Annotated in this window: 18 protein-coding genes; 9 read left to right on the top strand and 9 right to left on the bottom strand. The window is 63.5% G+C overall.

Annotation, left to right across the window (positions count from 1 at the left end; translation table 11 throughout):
• Positions 1 to 138: 138 nt before the first annotated feature.
• Positions 139 to 393, bottom strand: coding sequence for a DUF6723 family protein (locus BTHE68_RS33905; RefSeq protein WP_162070972.1), 255 nt, complete (start codon positions 391 to 393; stop codon positions 139 to 141).
• A gap of 219 nt (positions 394 to 612) precedes the next feature.
• On the opposite strand from BTHE68_RS33905, the gene BTHE68_RS33900 reads away from it, so the two are divergent.
• From BTHE68_RS33900 to BTHE68_RS33875, 6 genes are all read left to right on the top strand, one after another.
• A complete protein-coding gene (locus tag BTHE68_RS33900; RefSeq protein ID WP_162070623.1) occupies positions 613 to 5,469 on the top strand; it encodes a response regulator in 4,857 nt (1,618 codons plus the stop codon).
• A gap of 733 nt (positions 5,470 to 6,202) precedes the next feature.
• Positions 6,203 to 6,829: a glutathione S-transferase family protein gene (locus tag BTHE68_RS33895; protein ID WP_162070622.1), complete on the top strand. Its 627-nt coding sequence runs from the start codon at positions 6,203 to 6,205 to the stop codon at positions 6,827 to 6,829.
• Between the two features lie 16 nt (positions 6,830 to 6,845).
• Entirely contained in the window at positions 6,846 to 7,481 is a 636-nt protein-coding gene (locus tag BTHE68_RS33890) for a glutathione S-transferase family protein (RefSeq protein WP_162070621.1), read from the top strand.
• Between the two features lie 56 nt (positions 7,482 to 7,537).
• Positions 7,538 to 7,954, top strand: coding sequence for a hypothetical protein (locus BTHE68_RS33885; protein ID WP_162070620.1), 417 nt, complete (start codon positions 7,538 to 7,540; stop codon positions 7,952 to 7,954).
• Between the two features lie 51 nt (positions 7,955 to 8,005).
• A complete protein-coding gene (locus BTHE68_RS33880; RefSeq protein ID WP_162070619.1) occupies positions 8,006 to 9,649 on the top strand; it encodes an acyl-CoA synthetase in 1,644 nt (547 codons plus the stop codon).
• Between the two features lie 14 nt (positions 9,650 to 9,663).
• Complete coding sequence (locus BTHE68_RS33875; protein ID WP_162070618.1) at positions 9,664 to 10,443, top strand: enoyl-CoA hydratase; 780 nt, start codon at positions 9,664 to 9,666, stop codon at positions 10,441 to 10,443.
• A gap of 5 nt (positions 10,444 to 10,448) precedes the next feature.
• Here the strand turns inward: BTHE68_RS33875 and BTHE68_RS33870 are convergent, their stop codons facing one another.
• Positions 10,449 to 10,838 (bottom strand): DUF779 domain-containing protein, encoded by a 390-nt coding sequence (locus tag BTHE68_RS33870; RefSeq protein ID WP_162070617.1) that lies wholly within the window; start codon positions 10,836 to 10,838, stop codon positions 10,449 to 10,451.
• Positions 10,839 to 10,894: 56 nt separating this feature from the next.
• Positions 10,895 to 12,415, bottom strand: a complete 1,521-nt coding sequence (gene adh, locus BTHE68_RS33865; protein WP_162070616.1) for an aldehyde dehydrogenase — start codon at positions 12,413 to 12,415, stop codon at positions 10,895 to 10,897.
• A 520-nt stretch (positions 12,416 to 12,935) separates the two neighbouring features.
• Here adh and BTHE68_RS33860 point away from each other — a divergent pair.
• Both BTHE68_RS33860 and BTHE68_RS33855 read left to right on the top strand, forming a co-directional pair.
• A complete protein-coding gene (locus tag BTHE68_RS33860; RefSeq protein WP_162070615.1) occupies positions 12,936 to 14,333 on the top strand; it encodes an L-lactate MFS transporter in 1,398 nt (465 codons plus the stop codon).
• A 22-nt stretch (positions 14,334 to 14,355) separates the two neighbouring features.
• Positions 14,356 to 14,493, top strand: a complete 138-nt coding sequence (locus tag BTHE68_RS33855) for an MFS transporter small subunit (protein ID WP_162070614.1) — start codon at positions 14,356 to 14,358, stop codon at positions 14,491 to 14,493.
• Positions 14,494 to 14,574: 81 nt separating this feature from the next.
• Here the strand turns inward: BTHE68_RS33855 and BTHE68_RS33850 are convergent, their stop codons facing one another.
• Together BTHE68_RS33850 and BTHE68_RS33845 are read right to left on the bottom strand one after the other, a co-directional pair.
• The gene (locus tag BTHE68_RS33850) at positions 14,575 to 14,877 is read right to left on the bottom strand and encodes a type II toxin-antitoxin system RelE/ParE family toxin (RefSeq protein ID WP_162070613.1); all 303 of its coding nucleotides are present in this window, start codon (positions 14,875 to 14,877) and stop codon (positions 14,575 to 14,577) included.
• Positions 14,874 to 15,116, bottom strand: a complete 243-nt coding sequence (locus tag BTHE68_RS33845; RefSeq protein ID WP_162070612.1) for a type II toxin-antitoxin system ParD family antitoxin — start codon at positions 15,114 to 15,116, stop codon at positions 14,874 to 14,876. Before BTHE68_RS33845 ends, BTHE68_RS33850 begins: the two co-directional genes overlap by 4 nt.
• Before the next feature lie 518 nt (positions 15,117 to 15,634).
• Between BTHE68_RS33845 and BTHE68_RS33840 the strand changes: the two genes are divergently transcribed.
• Entirely contained in the window at positions 15,635 to 15,940 is a 306-nt protein-coding gene (locus tag BTHE68_RS33840) for a high-potential iron-sulfur protein (RefSeq protein WP_162070611.1), read from the top strand.
• A 7-nt stretch (positions 15,941 to 15,947) separates the two neighbouring features.
• Here BTHE68_RS33840 and BTHE68_RS33835 read toward each other — a convergent pair whose 3' ends face one another.
• From BTHE68_RS33835 to BTHE68_RS33820, 4 genes are all read right to left on the bottom strand, one after another.
• Positions 15,948 to 16,454, bottom strand: coding sequence for a DUF4019 domain-containing protein (locus BTHE68_RS33835; RefSeq protein ID WP_162070610.1), 507 nt, complete (start codon positions 16,452 to 16,454; stop codon positions 15,948 to 15,950).
• Positions 16,455 to 16,653: 199 nt separating this feature from the next.
• Entirely contained in the window at positions 16,654 to 17,721 is a 1,068-nt protein-coding gene (locus BTHE68_RS33830) for a M14 family metallopeptidase (protein ID WP_162070609.1), read from the bottom strand.
• 9 nt (positions 17,722 to 17,730) lie between these two features.
• Entirely contained in the window at positions 17,731 to 18,924 is a 1,194-nt protein-coding gene (locus BTHE68_RS33825) for a M20 aminoacylase family protein (RefSeq protein ID WP_162070608.1), read from the bottom strand.
• A gap of 95 nt (positions 18,925 to 19,019) precedes the next feature.
• A complete protein-coding gene (locus BTHE68_RS33820; protein WP_162070607.1) occupies positions 19,020 to 19,916 on the bottom strand; it encodes a LysR substrate-binding domain-containing protein in 897 nt (298 codons plus the stop codon).
• Between the last annotated feature and the right edge of the window lie 64 nt (positions 19,917 to 19,980).

Here is a 19,980-nt window from a genome sequence, read left to right as displayed (position 1 = left end):
GACGCACGCAGCTTGCCTCGCATGTCCTAGGACGATGAGGACGCTGGGGTTTTCCCCAGACAACGGTTCATTCTTGCCGCCCGACCGCGACCCCGGCGGGTTTCTTACCGAATCCCACGAGCGTCATAGGACAATCGTTCAAGGCTCCGGATTGGAAATATCCGCCGTGACGATCCGTCTGCCGAGCGCTTCGGCGGCGTGCCGCGCATCCTCGCTGGACTCGAACGGACCAATGGTCTCGCAGCCGTCGAACGGATAGAGCACACGCTTGTCGCGCTTGCGCACGACCTTCAGCGTGCCGATATGCATGCCCGTCGCATTCACCACGTACGACGCGTAAATGTCGAAGCCCTCGTATGTCCCCGCTTCGGATATCAGTGTGGTTCTGGGCATCGGTCTGGACATGGTTGCGATCGTCGGGCAGCGTGGGTACGCGGTATGTTCGTGTCGGGATCGTTTCAGCAAAAAGCGTTCCGCTCCGCGCGCCTTTGCGCACGGGCCTGCCGCGCGCGCAGCCGATGAAAACCGAAGCGCGTTCCGTGCGAGAATTCGAAATCACTCTGATGCGCCGTGACAGCACGGCGGGCAAGCGGCGAGGAGAACGAGCGTCAAATGAAAGCTGACAATCTGATCGCGGATGCGGGAACGAGCGGGCCCGGCCCGAGCTTCCTTCTGGGCGGCGGCGAAATGGGCGCGCTCATCCGCAGTTTCGATTGGACGCAAACCGCGCTGGGCTGGCCCGAACACTGGCCGCAAAGCCTCAAGACGGCCATCCGCATCATGCTGACGTCACGCCAGCCGATCTGGGTCGGCTGGGGTCCCGACCTGCTGTTCTTCTACAACGACGCGTACAAATCGATCATCGGCGGGAAGCATCCGCAGGCGCTCGGCCAGCCGACGTCGGTCGTCTGGCGCGAAATCTGGAACGAGATCGGCCCGCTGCTCGACAGCGCGCTCGTCGGAAGCGAAGGCACATTCGTCGAACAGAAGCTCCTCATCATGGAGCGCAACGGCTTTCCGGAAGAAACGTACTACACGTTCTCCTACAGCCCGATTCCCGACGACCGCGGCGGCGCGGGCGGCATCATCTGCGCGAACAGCGACGACACGCAACGCGTGCTCGGCGAGCGCCAGCTGACCGTACTGCGCGAACTCGCGGCTTCGGCGGCCGATGCGCGCACCTGGCGCGAGGCATGCGAACTGTCGATGAACGCGCTCGGCAACGCGTCGCGCGACATGCCCTTCGCGCTGCTCTACGCGGCCGAACCCGGCGGCGATACGGCGACGCTCGTCGGCGCGTGCGGCATCGAGCCGGGGCACCCGGCCGCGCCCGCGATCCTGCATGCGGCGCAGCCTCAGCCGTGGCCCTTCCAGGACGTGTTGCGCGACAACGCGGCGCGCGTCGTGACGGATCTGCAGGCGCGCTTCGACGCGCCGCTGCCCGCCGGCGCATGGAGCGTCGCGGCGCAAAGCGCGGTGCTGTTGCCCATCGCGCCCGCGGGCGAAACCGGCCGCGTCGGCGTCCTGATCGCGGCGCTCAATCCATTCCGGCTCTTCGACGAAGGCTATCGCGCGTTCATGAATCTGGTCGCGAACCAGATCGGCGCGGCGATCGGCTACGCGCACGCGTACGACGAAGAACGCCGCCGCGCCGAAGCGCTCGCCGAAATCGATCGCGCGAAAACCACTTTCTTCTCCAACATCAGCCATGAGTTCAGGACGCCGCTCACGCTGATGCTCGGCCCGCTCGAAGAACTGCTCGCGAAACCGGAGCGCATCGGTCACGAAGACATGCGTGTCGTCGAGATCGTGCATCGCAACGGCTTGCGGCTTCTGAAGCTCGTCAACGCGCTGCTGGACTTCTCGCGCATCGAGGCCGGGCGCATCGAGATTCATCGGCAGCCGACGGACATCGCCGTGTTCACCGCCGAGCTTGCGTCGCTGTTTCGCTCGGCGATCGAATCGGCCGGCCTGCGCCTCGAGATCGATATCCCGCCGACGCCCGTGATCGCTGACATCGACCGCGACATGTGGGAAAAGATCGTGATGAACCTGCTGTCGAACGCGTTCAAATTCACGTTCGACGGCGCGATCCGCGTCTCGCTGCACCCGCACGCCGGACACGGCATCGAACTCAGCGTGCGCGACAGCGGCATCGGCATTCCAGAGCACGAACTTGCGCGCGTGTTCGAGCGCTTTCATCGCGTCGCGGGCGCGGCGGGCCGGTCGGTCGAAGGCAGCGGGATCGGGCTCGCAATGGTTCAGGAGCTGGTCAAGCTGCACGGCGGCTCGATCAGCGTGCAAAGCGCGCTCGGGCGCGGCGCGTGCTTCACGATCACGCTGCCCGTACCGCGCGACATGACCGAGGCAACCAACGCCGAGGCGAGCATCCGCGCGCGTTCGTATGTCGATGCGGCCATGCGCTGGATGCCGGACGCGGGCGCGCCGGCCGCAGTCGAAAGCGACGAAGACACGCCGCTCGGCGCGGCGGTTGAACCGACGCCGCCGGATGCGCGGCCGGGGCGCGTGCTCGTCGTCGATGACAACGCCGATCTGCGCGACTACATGCGCCGCATGCTCATCGGCGCGGGCCACGACGTGCGCGTCGCCGCCGATGGCGAAGCCGCCCTCGCGATGGCCCGCACGATGCGTCCGGAAGTGATCGTCTCCGACGTGATGATGCCGCGCCTCGACGGCTTCGGGCTCTTGCGCGCGCTGCGCGAGGACGAGGCGCTGCGCGAAACGCCGGTCGTGCTGCTGTCGGCGCGCGCGGGCGAAGAGGCGCGCGTGGAAGGCCTCGAAGCAGGCGCCGACGATTATCTGACCAAGCCCTTCGCCGCGCGCGAACTGCTCGCGCGCGTGGCGAGCAATCTGCGCCTTGCGCGGCTGCGTAACGCGACCGAGCAGAAGCTGCGCGACGAATCTCGCACGCTCGAAATTCTCAATCGCGTCGGCGCGACGGTCGCGGGCGAGCTCGAACTGAGCCGTGCCGTGCAGGTGGTGGTCGACGCCGCGACCGAGCTGACCGGCGCCGCCTTCGGCTCGTTCTTCTACAACGTCCTCGACGACAAGGGCGGCCGCTACACGCTCTATACGATCTCGGGCGTGCCGAAGGATACCTTCGCGAAATTCCCGATGCCGCGCAACACCGCCGTGTTCGGCCCGACGTTCGCGGGCGAAGGCATCGTGCGCTCGGACGACATCACGAAAGACGCGCGCTACGGTCACAACGCGCCGCATCACGGCATGCCGAAGGGCCATCTCGCGGTGTGCAGCTATCTCGCCGCGCCGGTGCTCTCGCGCACGGGCGAAGTGCTCGGCGGCCTCTTCTTCGGCCATCCGGAGCCGGGCGTATTCACCGAACGATCGGAGCGGATCCTCACGGGCATCGCAGCGCAGGCGGCGATCGCCATCGACAATGCGCGCCTCTTTCAGGCTGCGCAGGACGAGATATCCGAACGCACGAAGGCGCAGGATGCGCTGCGCGATCTGAACGAGACGCTGGAGCGCCGCATCGCCGACGCCGTCGCCGATCGCGATCGTTTGTGGGAGCTGAGCGAAGACCTGTTCTTCGTCGCCAGTTTCGAAGGTGCGCTGTTGCGCGTGAGTCCTTCATGGACGACGGTGCTCGGCTTCGACTCGCAGCGGCTGCATTCGCACACGGTGTCGGACCTCGTGCATCCGGACGACGCGCGCGCCGCCGCCGCGGAACTCGACAGTCTGCGCGCAAGCGGCCTGCCCGTGCGGTACGAGTGCCGTCTGAGCCGCTCGGACGGCGGCTGGCGCTGGATCGCATGGACAGTCTCGCTCGATCCGCGCACGCGGCGCATTCACGGCGTGGGCCGTGACGTGACGGCAGACCGCGAAACCGCCGACGCGCTGCGTCACGCGGAAGAAGCGCTGCGAATGGCGCAAAAGATGGAAGCAATCGGCAAGCTGACGGGCGGCATCGCGCATGACTTCAACAACCTGCTGCAGGTCATCGGCGGCAATCTGCAGTTGCTCGCGAAGGATGTCGCCGGACAGGACAAGCCCGAGCAGCGCGTGAGAAGCGCGCTCGCGGGCGTGGCGCGCGGCGCGAATCTGGCCTCGCAACTGCTCGCATTCGGCAGACGTCAGCCGCTCGCGCCGAAGGTGGTCAACCTCGGCCGCTTCGTGCGCGGCCTCGACGACATGTTCCGTCGCGCGCTCGGCGACGGCATCGAGATCGAGACCGTCGTGACGGGTGGCTTGTGGAATACGCTCGTCGATCCGTTTCAGGTCGAGAACGCGCTGCTCAATCTCGCGATCAACGCGCGCGATGCGATGAACGGCCACGGCAGGCTGACGATCGAAGCCGGCAATGCATCGCTCGATGAGACCTACGCGCTGCGCAACGCGGAAGTCACGCCCGGCCAGTACGTGATGGTCGCGGTCACCGACACGGGCTCGGGCATGTCGCCCGAAGTGCAGGAGCGCGCGTTCGAACCGTTCTTCACGACCAAGCGCGAAGGTCAGGGCACGGGCCTCGGGCTTTCGATGGTGTACGGCTTCGTCAAGCAATCCGGCGGGCATGTGAAGGTGTACAGCGAGCAGGGACATGGCACGACGGTGCGTATCTATCTGCCGCGCGCGCGTGAGGAAGAGGATCTGGAAACGAACATCGATCCGGGCCCGGCGAAGGGCGGCAGCGAGACCATTCTCGTCGTCGAGGACGATGAAGAAGTGCGCGCGACGGTGGTCGAACTGCTCGCGGATCTCGGCTATCGCGTGTTGCGCGCGAAGGATGCGCAGAGCGCGCTTGCGATCGTCGAGAGTGGCGTGCCGGTCGATCTGCTCTTCACCGATGTCGTGATGCCCGGGCCGTTGCGCAGCACCGAGCTGGCGCGCAAGGCGCGTGAGCGCGTGCCGGGGATCACGGTGCTGTTCACGTCGGGCTATACGGATAACGCGATCGTGCATGCGGGAAGGCTCGACGAGGGCATCGACCTGTTGAGCAAGCCTTATACGCATGAGGCGTTGGCGCGCAAGGTGCGGCACGTTCTGGGGCAGCGTGCGCAGGACGCGGCGCCGGTGGTCGTGGATGCCGATGCGCGCCTGCCGGGCGGCGAGCAGGACGATGTGCTTTCGCGCGTGCGCGTGCTGTACGTGGAAGACAATGAGCTCGTGCGCGCGAGCACCGCGGAGCTGATGCACACGTTCGGGCTGGATCTGATCGATACGGGCAGTGCGGAGGAGGCGCTCGAGTTGTTGCGGGCGCATCGCTTCGAGGTGCTGTTGACGGATGTGGATCTTGCGGGGCGGTCGGGGGTCGAGCTTGCGATTGCCGCTTGTCGCGAGACTTCCGGGCTGGGGGTCGTGTTTGTGACGGGGTTTGATCTCGCGCTCAGCGAGGAGGAGCGACGGGTGCTGCCGAAAGCCGTTCAGTTGCGCAAGCCGTTTGATCCGCTGGCTTTGATCAATGCCTTGAATGCGGTGGTGGCGGGATAGGGGTTGGGTTGGGTTGGGTTTGGTTTGTTTGCTCGGGCTTCTATGGATGGCCTGTGGTCGTGTCGGTCTATTAGCACTGCCCCTGTGCGGGGCGGCAGTCACTTTCTTTGCTGCTGCAAAGAAAGTAACCAAAGAAAGCAGCCTGATACGCCCGCGGTCACACGCAATTTGAGTGTTCTTCTCGTTGTTCGTGGCCTCTGTAGCGAGTGCCCTCGTAGGCCTGACCGGGCTTGGACCGCGCACGGTCTGCCGAGCTAGTCGTTTTGAGCGCGCTGGTTCAGCACGAAATAGCTTCGGCACAGCGCTGCGCGCTGCCGTGGGGTATGCAAGGGAAACCAACGAGAAATGAGAAACGCAGAAACACACGCAGACCCGATTGACCGGTCGGCCGCGTAGCGGGCCGGAGCCATTTCGTGCTGAACCAGTTACGCACGCGGCGCGATGTGGCAGACCGTGCGTGGTCCAAGCACTCAAATTGCGTGTGACCGCGGGCGGCTCGAGCTGCTTTCTTTGGTTACTTTCTTTGCAGCAGTGTATAGACCGGAGACATGGGGCTGCAAAGAAAGTGACTGCCGCCCCGCACAGGGGCCACGCTAACCGACCAACACGCCAACGGGATCCGGCGAAATCCGAACACCATCCACCGAATAAGCCTGCACCAGCGAAAGTGCCTGACTAGCTCTAAGATTGACCCTTCGACGCGCAACGCGACACCAACGAAGGAAGACATCGAATGCTGACGATCTGGGGCAGAGCCAACTCGGTCAATGTACAAAAAGTGCTGTGGTGCTGCGAGGAACTGGGCCTCGCATACGAGCGCATCGACGCGGGCCTGCAATTCGGCCGCAACAACGAACCCGACTATCTCGAGATGAACCCGATGGGCCGCGTGCCCACCTTAGTCGATGGCGATTTCGTGCTGTGGGAATCGAATTCGATCATCCGCTATCTCGCGATGCAATACGGCGCGGCCAGCACGCTCTACCCCGCCGAGCCGAAGGTGCGCGCGAGCACGGACCGCTGGCTCGACTGGGCGCTCTCCACCTTGCAGCCGACCGAGCGCCCGCTCTTCTGGGGCTACATCCGCACGAGCGCGGCGGATCGCGACGTCAAACAGCTCGCCGCCACCGCGAGTGAAGTGGAGAAGCTCTGGCGCGTCGTCGATACGCATCTGAAAGGCCGCGACTATCTCGAAGGCAATGCCTTCACCCTCGCCGATCTCGTCATCGCCGCATATGCGCGCCGCTGGTTCGGTATTGCCGAACTGGTTCGGCCCGCGCTGCCCGAGCTCGAACGCTGGTACGTGGGCATCACGCAGCGCGCGGGCTTTCAGCGTTATGTGTCGCCTGCACTCACCTGAACCGGGACGCATCGCCATGACCATCGAACTGCATACGTGGAACACGCCCAACGGACGCAAGATCAGCGTCGCGCTGGAGGAAATGCAACTGCCCTACGCCGTGAAGACGGTGAACATCACGAAAGGCGAGCAGCATGCGCCCGGGTTTTTGCGCATCAGCCCGAACAACCGCATTCCGGCGATCGTCGATCCGGACGGACCCGACGGCCAGCCGATCAGCGTGTTCGAATCCGGCGCGATTCTGCTTTATCTAGGCGAGAAAACCGGCCAGTTCCTGCCCGCGAGTCTGCGCGACCGCGTACCGGTGCTCGAATGGCTGATGTGGCAGATGGGCGGCTTCGGCCCGATGCCGGGACAGGTGCACCATTTCCGCATGGTCGAGGCGGAATCCGATCGGCGCTACGGACTCAAGCGCTATTCCGATGAAACGCGCCGCCTGTATAACGTGCTCGACAAGCGTCTCGCACAAGTGGAATACGTCGCGGATGATTTGTCCGTCGCCGATTTTGCGATCCTCGGCTGGGCGTGGCGGCATGAACGTCATCAGGTTTCGCTCGACGATTACCCGAACGTCCGCCGCTGGTATGGCGCGCTCTTTGCGCGCCCGGGCGTCAGGCGCGGCTTCGAGGTCAAACTCGACGATCTCGCCTGACGCGCTGGTTCGCTTCACGTCCGGGAGGCTCCGGACGTGAAGCGCCGATCTCAGTGATGCACGCGATAGTCGGTCGCCGCGTTCAACTCCGCCTTCGCCTGACGAAGCAGCGTCTCGGCCTTGGATGCGTGGCCGCCGAAGTCTTCATGGCCCGCGCGACGCTGCGCCTCGACGCGATTGATCGTGTCATCGATCATGTGCTGTTCCGAGTCGAACCCACCGAAACGACCCATTTGTTGCGCCATGGCCGTGACAGCGGTAAGCGCGATGCTTGCGAAAACAATGCCAGCTACCATACGTTTCATTTCGACTTCCTTAGTAATTTGAAAGATACCTTTCTGACCGACGACATGCGTCGCATGAAGAGCATCGCTTCGAATAACGCGCCGCTGTGGACGGCGTTGACGCATCTGCCGCGTGAAGGTGTGTCGGCTAATTACGAGATGTCAGGCACACGTAAGCCGCGTGCATAATATGGAGCTAATAGAGCGCGGCGACAATGCGTACATCGACAGGAGACGACCATGACAGCGGGCATGTACGAAGAAGGCCTTTCCAAAACGGCCGCCAATTTCGCGGCGCTCACGCCGCTCAACTTCATCGAGCGCGCGGCATCCGTGTATCCGGCGCGCCCCGCTATCGTGCATGGCGACGTGCGGCGCAACTGGGCCGAAACCTACGCGCGCACGCGCCGGCTCGCCTCGGCGCTCGTTGCACGCGGCATCGGTCCTGGCGATACCGTCGCCGCGATGCTGCCGAACACGCCTGAAATGGTCGAAGCGCACTTCGGCGTGCCGATGTCAGGCGCCGTCCTCAACACGCTCAACACCCGACTCGACGCCGCCACGCTCGCCTACATGCTCACGCATGGCGAAGCGAAGGCCGTGCTCGTCGATCGCGAGTTCGCGGAGGTCATGAAGAAGGCGCTCGCAAACGTGCCACAGGAAGTATTCGTCATCGACGTCGATGATCCGCAATACACCGGCGCGGGCGAGCGCATCGGCGAAATCGATTATGAGGCGCTGCTCGCAAGCGGCGATCCCGACTACGACTGGTCGCCGCCTTCTGATGAATGGAACGCCATCTGTCTGAACTATACGTCGGGCACGACGGGCAACCCGAAGGGCGTCGTCTATCATCATCGCGGCGCGTATACGAATGCCATCAGCAACGTGCTCGAATGGGATATGCCGACACACGCCGTGTACTTGTGGACGCTGCCGATGTTCCATTGCAACGGCTGGTGCTTCCCGTGGACGGTCGCGGCGCGCGCGGGCGTGAACGTGTGCCTGCGCCGAGTCGACGCGAAGTCCATCTTCGATCTGATCCGCAACGAAGGCGTCACGCACTATTGTGGCGCGCCGATCGTGCAGAACCTGCTCGTCAACGCGCCCGACGAGATGAAGACCGGCATCGAACAGAAAGTGAATGCGATGGTCGCGGGCGCCGCCCCGCCCGCCGCGATGATCGAAGGCATGGAGCGCATGGGCTTTCAGTTGACCCACGTGTACGGGCTCACCGAGGTGTATGGGCCGGCCACCGTGTGCGCGCATCAGGCCGAATGGAGCGAACTCGATATCGGCGAGCGCGCGCGGCTCAATGCGCGGCAGGGCGTGCGCTATCACCTGCAGGATGCCGTGACCGTGCGCGATCCGATATCGATGGAACGCGTGCCGTCGGATGGCGAAACCATCGGCGAGATCATGTTTCGCGGCAACATCGCGATGAAGGGCTATCTGAAGAATCCGGCCGCGACCGAGGAAGCGTTTCGCGGCGGCTGGTTCCATACGGGCGATCTGGCCGTCGAGTATCCGGACGGTTATGTTCGCATCAAGGATCGCAGCAAGGACATCATCATCTCGGGCGGCGAGAACATTTCCAGCATCGAAGTAGAGGATGTGCTGTACCGGCATCCGGCGGTAAACGCAGTGGCCGTCGTCGCGAAACCGGATGAGCGCTGGGGCGAAACGCCTTGCGCATTCGTCGAACTGAAAGCGGGCGCGCATGTCAGCGCGCAGGAGCTGATCGCGCATTGCAAGACGCAACTCGCGGGCTTCAAGGTGCCGCGCGCGATCGAGTTCTGCGAATTGCCGAAGACGTCTACAGGCAAGATCCAGAAGTTCGAGTTGCGCAAGCGCGCCGGCTCGGTTGCGGCCATCGACGTCTGACGGAGAGCATGAGCATGAGCGAACTCGTTCTGATCGAACCCGATGCGTACGGCACGAAAGGCGTCGTCGGGCTCACGCTGAATCGGCCCGACGCGTTCAACGCGTTATCGGAAGCGATGCTCGAAGCGCTCGAAGGCGCGTTGCAGGATATCGCCGATTCGGATGCGCGCGTGGTCGTGCTCGCGGGCGCGGGCCGCGCGTTCTGCGCGGGTCACGACATCAAGGAGATGCGCGCCGAGCCCGCACTCGATTACTATCGCGCGCTGTTCGCACGCTGCTCGCATATGATGCTCACGCTCCAGCGCATGCCCCAGCCGGTGATCGCGCGCGTGCATGGCATCGCGGCGGCGGCGGGCTGTCAGCTCGTCGCGATGTGCGATCTCGCGGTGGCGTCGAGCGATGCGCGCTTCGCCGTATCGGGCGTGAACCTCGGGCTCTTTTGCGCGACACCGGGCGTCGCGCTCTCGCGCAACGTATCGCGCAAGGCCGCCTTCGAAATGCTCATGACCGGCGAGTTCATCGATGCAGCCACGGCGCGCGAACGCGGCCTCGTGAATCGCGTCGCATCGCCCGATGCGCTCGACGATGCCGTGCGCTCGCTCGCCGCCACGATAGCCGCCAAGCCGCGTGAGGCCGTCGCGGCGGGCAAGGGGCTGTTCTATCGGCAGCTCGAAAGCGGCATCGAAGACGCATACGCGCTCGCATCGGAAACGATGGCCTGCAACATGATGGAAGACGCCACGCTCGAAGGCACGCAGGCGTTCGTCGAAAAGCGGCCGCCGCGCTGGGACTGAACGCGTCAGCTCACGTGTTCGACTGGATGTTTTTCGAGCCACGCGTTCTCGTCATCGCTGTACAGACGAGAGCGCGTGAGAAAGCGCAACCCCGATGGACGCTCCAGCGAAAACATGCCGCCGTTACCCGGCACCGCATCGATGATGAGTTGCGTGTGCTGCCAGTACTCGTATTGCGATTCGGTCATGTAGAACGGCACGCCGCCGATCGCGCCGAGCTTCACGTCAGATCCGCCGACCATGAATTCCCTGACCGGAAAGCACATCGGCGCGCTGCCGTCGCAGCATCCGCCCGATTGATGAAACAGCACTTCGCCGTGCTCGGCCTTGAGCTTGTCGATCAAGTCGATCGCGGCGGGCGTCGCGGTCACGCGCAGCACTTCCTGTTCGCTCATGATGTCCCCGTGGTTCGAGTCGTCCGCCGCCGCAAAGAGCGGCGGCCTCATACGCTTTAGAAGAAGCCGAGCGGCTTGTCGCTATAGCTGACGAGCATGTTCTTCGTCTGCTGATAGTGGTCGAGCATCATCTTGTGATTCTCACGTCCGATGCCCGACTGCTTGTAGCCGCCGAACGCCGCGTGCGCCGGATACGCGTGGTAACAGTTGGTCCACACGCGTCCCGCCTGAATCGCGCGGCCGAAGCGATAGGCGCGCGTGCCGTCGCGCGTCCACACGCCCGCGCCGAGACCGTAGAGCGTATCGTTCGCGATCTCGAGCGCCTCTTCTTCCGTCTTGAAGGTCGTCACCGACAGCACCGGTCCGAAGATTTCCTCCTGGAAGATGCGCATCTTGTTGTGGCCTTTGAAGACGGTCGGCTTGATGTAGTAGCCGTTCTTCAGCTCGCCGTCGAACGTGGCGCGCTCGCCGCCGGAAAGGCATTGCGCGCCTTCCTGCTTGCCGAGATCGATATACGACAGGATCTTTTCCAGCTGCTCCTGCGAAGCCTGCGCGCCGATCATCGTTTTCGTATCGAGCGGATGGCCCTGCGCGATCGCAGCGACGCGCTTCAACGCGCGTTCCATGAAGCGCTCGTAGATCGATTCCTGCACCAGCGCGCGCGACGGACACGTGCACACTTCGCCCTGATTCAGCGCGAACATCGTGAAGCCTTCGAGTGCCTTGTCGAAGAAACTGTCGTCGGCGTTCAGCACGTCTTCGAAGAAAATGTTCGGGCTCTTGCCGCCCAGTTCCAGCGTCACGGGAATCAGGTTCTGGCTCGCGTACTGCATGATGAGGCGGCCCGTCGTGGTCTCGCCGGTGAAGGCGATCTTCGCGATGCGCTTGTTCGACGCGAGCGGCTTGCCCGCTTCCAGGCCGAAGCCGTTCACAACGTTGAGCACGCCCGGCGGCAACAGATCTCCGATCACTTCGAGCAGCACGAGAATCGACGCGGGCGTTTGCTCCGCCGGTTTCAGCACGACGCAGTTGCCGGCGGCGAGCGCCGGCGCGAGCTTCCACACGGCCATCAGGATCGGGAAGTTCCACGGAATGATCTGCCCGACGACGCCGAGCGGCTCATGGAAGTGATACGCGACGGTATCGTGATCGATCTCCGAGATACCGCCTTCCTGCGAACGCGCGGCGCTCGCGAAATAGCGGAAGTGATCGATCGCGAGCGGAATGTCCGCGGCCATCGTCTCGCGTAGCGGCTTGCCGTTGTCGATGGACTCGGCCACCGCGAGACGCGACAGATTCTGCTCCATGCGATCGGCGAGCTTGAGCAGCACGTTCGCGCGATCGGTGACGGAGGTCCTGCCCCACGACACCTTCGCGGCATGCGCTGCGTCGAGCGCGGCTTCGATATCGGCTTCGCGCGAACGCGGAATCGACGTGAAGGGTTCGCCGGTGATCGGCGAAATGTTGTCGAAATACTCGCCGCCCGCGGGCGGCACCCACTTGCCGCCGATGTAGTTGCCGTACTGCTTTTTGTAGGGGTATTCGGTGCTCAGGAACTGCATCTCTGCATGATTCATTTCTATGTGCTCCTCGCATGTCGACGTGAACGGGCCGGCACTGCCGAAGTCCGGCGCCGGTCGCTCTTGATTGCGAGTTCCATGCCATCGCGCGCGCGCTGGGTCGATGGACGGGAAAGCCGCATCGTCACGCGGCTTCGCGGCGCATCGTCAGGGTTTATACGAAGCCGATGTGAACTGTTCACATTCAGAACACTTGCCTCGCCCTGTAGCGATGCGAAACAGCATCGCGCTCAGCCGCGAGAGCCGCTCGTGCTGCGGGCAAACGCTTATGGCACGAGTGTTCATATTGCAAAGCCCTTCACAGTTGTCTATGGTCATGCCCAGCCGTGGCAAAGCGTCGCACCCATATGTCGTTACATCGCATGTTTGGGCGGCGCGAAATGGCCATGTGCAAGGCGATGCGGACCGTGTCGCCAGGCGCATGAACCACGGCGGGCTGCTTCCCGGCGACCCCGGGCGGCACGTCAAGCAAACGATGAGCGCGCACGTGCATGCATGACGCGCCACGGAGACCACAATGAACAGCACGATCAAACAAGGGGCCGCGCACGGCCCGACAGGTTTCTTTTCCAAGGAGGCGACCATCGCCCGGCCCGGCTTCTCGCGCTGGATGGTGCCGCCGGCGGCTCTCGCTGTTCACTTGTGCATCGGGCAGGCGTATGCGTTCTCGGTGTTCAATGCGCCGCTGACGAAGATCATCGGCATCACGAAGTCCGCGCCGGATGACTGGTCGCTGACGACGCTCGGCTGGATTTTCTCGCTCGCGATCGTGTTTCTCGGCCTGTCGGCGGCGTTCGCCGGCAAGTGGCTGGAGAAGGTCGGCCCGCGCCGCACGATGTTCACCGCCGCCTGCTGTTTCGGCGGCGGCTTTCTCGTCTCGGCGCTCGGCGTCTATCTGCATCAGATCTGGCTGCTTTATCTCGGCTATGGCGTGATCGGCGGCATCGGGCTGGGGCTCGGTTACGTGTCGCCGGTGTCGACGCTGATCCGCTGGTTCCCGGACCGCCGCGGCATGGCGACCGGCATGGCGATCATGGGTTTCGGCGGCGGCGCGATGATCGCCGCGCCCGGCTCCGTCGCGCTGATGAACCACTTCAAGAGCGCGACGAGCGCCGGCGTGGCCGAAACCTTCCTCGTGCTCGGCGTGCTCTACTTCATCTCGATGACGATCGGCGCGTTCGCGATCCGTATTCCGCCAGCGGACTGGAAGCCCGCCGGCTGGACGCCGCCCACGACCGCCAAGAAGATGATCACGAAGAACCACGTGCACATCGACCAGGCGCTGAAGACGCCGCAGTTCTATCTGCTGTGGCTCGTGCTGTTCCTGAACGTGACGGCGGGCATCGGCGTGCTCGGCCAGGCTTCGGTGATGATCCAGGAAAGCTTCAAGACGTCGATCACGGCGGGCGCGGCGGCGGGCTTCGTCGGGCTGCTTTCGCTCTTCAACATGGGCGGGCGCTTCGTGTGGGCGTCGGCGTCGGACTGGATCGGGCGGAAAAATACGTATTTCGTGTTCTTCGTGCTGGGCGCGGTGCTGTATTTCCTCGTGCCGCAATTCGCGGGCTCGGGCAACATCGCGCTCTTCGTGCTGGCTTACGGCCTGATTCTGTCGATGTACGGCGGCGGCTTCGCGACCATTCCCGCGTATCTCGCGGACATGTTCGGCACGGCGTTCGTCGGCGGCATTCATGGACGGCTGCTGACCGCGTGGGCCGCGGCAGGCGTGGCGGGACCGGTGCTCGTCAATTACGTGCGTGCGTATCAGGTGTCGCACGGCGTGGTCGGCGCAGAAGCGTACACGATGACCCTGCACATCATGGCCACGCTGCTCGTGATCGGCTTTCTCTGCAACCTGCTCGTCACGCGCGTGCATGAAAAGCATCACATGAACACGTCGGCGCAGGCCGCCGTTTGAGACTCTGGAGAGGAGATCCGCGATGAATACCCGCGTCAATACTCAGGAAGGCGGCTCGTCCAATAAAGGGCTGCTTCTGCTGTTCTGGGCATATGTGCTGATTCCGCTGGCATGGGGCGTGACGAATACGCTCACGCAGGCGGTCAAGCTGTTCCACTAATTCGGCAGGAAGGTTTTCGCGCGCCGGAGGGCCGGTTCATGGATCGGCTCACGGCGCGCGTTTCATTTTGCGACGGAAAGACTATCCGGCGTCGCCTAGATGGGCCGGCAAATCCATCTGTTGACGGAGTATCCGCACGAACTGGATCGTATCCTCGGATTCCCTGAAGAAGATCACGTGCATTCCGACCAGGGCTTTACGGTAGCCGGTGCGAATGTGTTCCGCCGACAGACTCCGCTGGGCGCCCTTGCCGAGGCCACTGACCGTGTCCTGAATCATTCGCGCATACCGCTCGGCCTGAGCCGGACCCCACTTGTCGAACGTGTAATCCCAAATGCCGTCGAGATCCTGGATCGCCGCCAGCGTAAACAGGCATGACTTCATCGAGTGGACTTGCGCTTACGGGCGATGAACGCATCGAAATCGAGCGGCTTCGACGACCCCGGACGCTCTCCCGCTTCCAGGGCGGAACGGAGTGTGTCGAGCCTCGCTTCCTGTTCTTCGAGCAGGCGCAATCCGGCACGGACCACATCGCTTGCAGTGCTGTAGCGGCCAGCGCGAACGCGATTTTCGACGAAATCCGCGAAATGATCGCCGAGCGAAACGGACGTATTTTTGGCCATAACATTCCCCCATCGCTTGAGTGATCGATAATACCAAAACTTGGTATCAGATGGTCAAGCGTGGGGGATCACGCCAGCGAATGTCTCAGTGGCCGCGCTCCTCCACCCTGTTCAGGCTGCGGCGCGCCAGCACGCTCATGAAGAGCGTGCCGCACACGAGCGCCGCCATGTACATGCCAGCCATCATCCATTCAACTTCAGTCATGATCGTTCTCCTTCGAATTGAGCCGCGGCCGGTGCGCCGCGCGGGTGATTCACGCGATTGCAAATGCGTTCTGGCCTGATTTACGGCACGCGCGCGCAAAGGTTTAGCGCCGGCTGGAATGAACGACGTTACCGGTACGTTGAAGGAGGATGCGAAAAGCGCGCGAAAGCAAAACCGATCGCGCGTTCGATTCGCAAACGTATGCGCCGGAAGCGCCGCGATCCGGGCACGGCGGCGCCTGAGAGCGTATCGTTCGATTAGCGCCGCAGAGCGCGCAACGACATCCCCACAGACAGAAAAACGGTCCACGACCTTGAACACGTCACGCCGCAGCTTCATGATTCTCGGCATCGGCATGGGTTCGGCGCTGTGGCTCACGCGAGCCCGCGCCGATCTGCCGCACCTGAGCGAATCCGATCCGGCCGCCGTCGCCGTCGGCTACAAGGAGGACGCCGCAAAGATCGACAAGGCGAAATACCCGAACTTCGCGGCGGAGCAGACGTGCGCGAACTGCTCGCTGTATCAGGGCAAATCGGGCGACGCCTGGGGCGGCTGCACGCTCTTCAGCGGCAAGCTCGTGGCCGGCAAGGGATGGTGCGCGTCCTGGACGAACATGTGACGCCGGTTCAGCGCACCGAGTACCCGACAAAGCGCCAGACCTTGTCCGAGTCGAGGATGAACGTCACCATCTCGCGCGACGACTGACTGGCCTGACTGAACTGGGTATCGAAGAGAATGTTGAGGTACGCGCCCGCAGGCATGTTGCCGGAGCCATCATAGCGATAGTGCTTGACGCCCATCGGCATACGCATGCCCGGCGCGCCGAGCGACGCGCGATCGTGCGCAACCTTCTTCATGAAGTCATCGCGCGAAATGATCTGTTTCGCGATGGGCGAGCTCTGATCCCATACCTCGCCTGCCTTGTTCTGATCGATCAACCTGACGATGGCAAGCGCGACCTGTGCGACATCCTGGTCCTGCTTGTCGAGCGCGGCTTGCTGCTCCTTCGTGAGCGACTGGCCGGCGGCGCGCTGAACCGGCTGTGGCGCCGGCTGAGCCTGCTGTGCCTGACACGCGATGCTGGTCGACAGCAGCACGAGCGCGGCCAGCGAGAATTTGATGTTTGCTTTCATGTTGCGGACGATGCTCTTTTCTGTTGTGCGGATTGTATCGCCGTGATCGGGATAGACGATAAGAAATACTTAGTTTCGCGAACGTGAATGCGCGTTCAGGTGTCGGCTCGAATTCTAATGATGTGCGTCGCGAGCGCGACCCCAATATCCCAAAAATCAGCGTTAGTGCAATTCGCAGAGTCATCCGCTTTACTTCGCTTCAAGCACCTCCTTCGCGCGAAAGCCCGTACAACCCCTGCAACACCGCCGCCCGCGCCTGACCGACGATCATCCCGCGCCAGACATCGTCATCGATATAGAACGCGGCGCGAATCTGCCTGCGAATGTCCGCCTTCAATTCATCCGGCGCGTCCGCGTGATGACGCACCCACACGTCGGCTCGCAACATGTCGAGCATGTCGGTGAGCGGCACGGTGCCGTATTCGATCGCGATCGATGCAATCGCGGCATGCGCGCACGTCTGCCGCAAGGTATCGAGCAAGGGTCCGGCGACATCCGCCGCGATCGACGTTCCGTCCGACGGGCTCGTCACGTCCGCGCCCCACCAGCGACGCGCACGCGTCACATCGCCGACGCAGATCTTCGCGCCGAAGCCGCTCGGGCCGAGCCCCGTATGGAAGTCGATCCAGCCGATCGCCACGCAAGTTTCGCCATATTCCGCGAGCAGATCGCGCATCGTGCGCGTGCTCCACGCGGTCTGCGCGCCGCCGTAGAACATGCCTTGCGGATGCGAGTATTGCCCCGTCGTCACCGCTTGCTGATAGGCCCATTGCCCGCGCGTGTCGATATACGCACGAATCGCCGCGACGTTCGCCTCGTCAGGCGGCCAGTGCGCGGGAATCAGCAGATCGTGCAGTTCCGCATAGCCCGCGTTCTGCGGTAATGGCCCGCTGAAATCCACGCTGTTCCGATTCAGATCGACATTGACTTCGGTCGTGCGGCTCAGATACGAAAAGCCATACGGATTGATCGCGTGGACGAGCAGCATCGCGACGCCGAGTTTCTCCATCGACGCGCGCAACGCATGGTCGCGCATCAAGGCGATCTGCGCGCCCGAGCCGCAAAAGCCCTCGACGCCATGCGTCGCGGACGTCAGCACGAGCAGGCGCTTCGCATCGGCGGGACCGATACGCACGACATCGGTTGCGAGCGTCTCGCCTTCCAGACCCGCGATGCCTTCGAGCACGCGCGTATCGACCGCGAGTTCATGTTCGGCGGCGGTATCGAGAAAACGCTGACGCGCCTCGCGGTAGGTCGATGAAAACATGTCGCCTCCTCAAGCGCGCGCGAGAAATTTTTCGACGAGCCGTACCCAATAAGTCGAGCCGAGCGTGAGCACGTCATCGTTGAAGTCGTAGCTGCTGTTGTGCAGCGTGCACGGTCCGAGCCCATGACCCTGCTCGCGATGCGCGCCGACTCCATTGCCGATGTACCCATAGCAACCGGGCCGCTCCAGCAGCATGAACGAGAAGTCCTCCGCGCCCATCGTCGGATCAATGTTGGTGTTGACACGCGCAGCTCCAGCCACCTCGCGCATCACGCCCAGCGCGAAATGCGTTTCGGCTTCCGTGTTCACCGTCGGCGGATAGTTGCGTATGAAGCTCACCTCGGCCTTGCACCGATACGCCGCCGCCGTCGCCGCAACGATTTCCTTCATGCGCGTCTCGATCAGATCGAGCACCTCGACGGAAAACGTGCGCACGGTGCCCGCGAGCGTCGCGGTGGTCGGGATCGCGTTGACCGCGTGGCCCGCCTGCATCCGCGTGATCGAGAGCACTGCCGCGTCGATGGGCCGCTTGTTGCGCGTCACGATGCTCTGCAAACCCGTGCCGATCTGCAGCGCGGTGAACACGGGATCGACGCCGTCGTGCGGAATCGCCGCATGCGAGCCCACGCCTTCGATGCGAATCTCGAACTCGTTGCTCGATGCCTGCGTCGCTCCGACGCGCGCGCCGAATTCGCCCGCCGCCATGCCCGGCCAGTTGTGCAGCGCGAACACGGCATCGACGGGAAAGCGCTCGAAAAGCCCGTCGTCGATCATCGCCTTCGCGCCGCCGCCGCCTTCCTCGGCAGGCTGAAAGATGAACACCACCGTGCCGTCGAAATCGCGGTGCTTCGCGAGATATTGCGCGGCGCCGAGGAGCATCGCGGTGTGGCCGTCGTGGCCGCACGCATGCATCTTGTTCTCGTGGCGCGACGCATGCGCGAACGTGTTCGATTCGGGGATGGGCAGCGCGTCCATATCGGCGCGCAGGCCGATCGCGCGCTTGCCCGTGCCCTTCTTCAAGACACCGACGACGCCCGTCTTGCCGAGCCCGCGCGTTACTTCGATATCCCAGCTCTCGAGCTTTTGCGCGACCAGCTCCGCCGTGCGCGCTTCTTCGTAACAGAGTTCGGGATGCGCGTGGATATCGCGGCGAATGGCTTGAATCTCGTCGCGCGACTGGGCGATCTCGGGAATGATCGACATGCTTTCCTCGTGTGTGATTGAGTGACCGAAGCATTGTCGATGGCGGGAAATAACAGCGAAAGCTGATATTTCTTGTCCGTGACTTAAGGAAAGCTTTAGCTTTCCTGCTTCGGCAACGCCCCGCGCGAACGCAAGCGAATGCGCTCCTGCACGACGCTCATCACCGCGTGGCGGTCGTGGATCTTGCGCTCCAGCATGCCGACGACGCGGCGCGGCGTGTTCTTCGCGAGCGGCAGCACGCGCAATGCGGGATCGCTCGCCCACGAGCCATATTCGAGCAGCGGCACGACGGACACGCCCGCATCCTGGCGCACCAGTTCGACGATCACTTCCAGCGAATTCAGTTCGAGAAACTCGTTCACCGCGAGACGGTTGTGCTTGAGCGCGCGATCGATCAGCGCACCGGTGCGCTGCGCGCGATCGAAACGCAGAAACGGCCGGCTCGCGAGCAAGTCGGCGGCGCTCGCGGGCGCGCTGGCCGGCGTTCCGATCGCGACGAGCGGCTCCGAATAAAGCGGCGTCCAGTTAAGGCTCGCGGGCGTCTTGCCGGACATCTCCACGATCACGGCGGCATCGATCTCGCCCGCCTCCACTTGCGGCGCGAGCGCGAGCGCCTTGCCGGTGAAAAGCCGCACATCGAGCCGTGGATACTGACCTTTCAATTCGGTGACGACGGACGCGAGCGCGCCCATCGCCGAATCGACCGCGCCGATAGAGACCGAGCCGGCGATCTCGTCGTCGAGTCCGGTGAGACGCATGCTGTCGTACAGCGCGACGATGCGCTCCGCCTGCGGCAAGACCTGCTTGCCGATGCTCGTCAGCCGGTTGGTGCGGCCGACGCGATCGAAGAGCGGCCGTTTCAGATCGTCTTCGAGCGACTGCATCTGCATGCTCACCGCAGCCTGCGTGAGCGCGACTTTCTCGGCGGCCGCCGCAAACGAGCCGTATCGCGCGACGGCGATGAAGGTGCGCAAAAAGCGAATGTTGCTCATCGAGCCTAGGGGACAACCCCGATCGTTCGATCAGGTTTGCTTGAGTGTCAGTTCAGAAATTCTA

The organism is Burkholderia sp. THE68 (assembly GCF_009938265.1).
Classification (GTDB): domain Bacteria; phylum Pseudomonadota; class Gammaproteobacteria; order Burkholderiales; family Burkholderiaceae; genus Caballeronia.
Note: the sequence above shows the minus strand (reverse complement) of the source record. Positions and strands in the feature narration are given on the sequence as shown.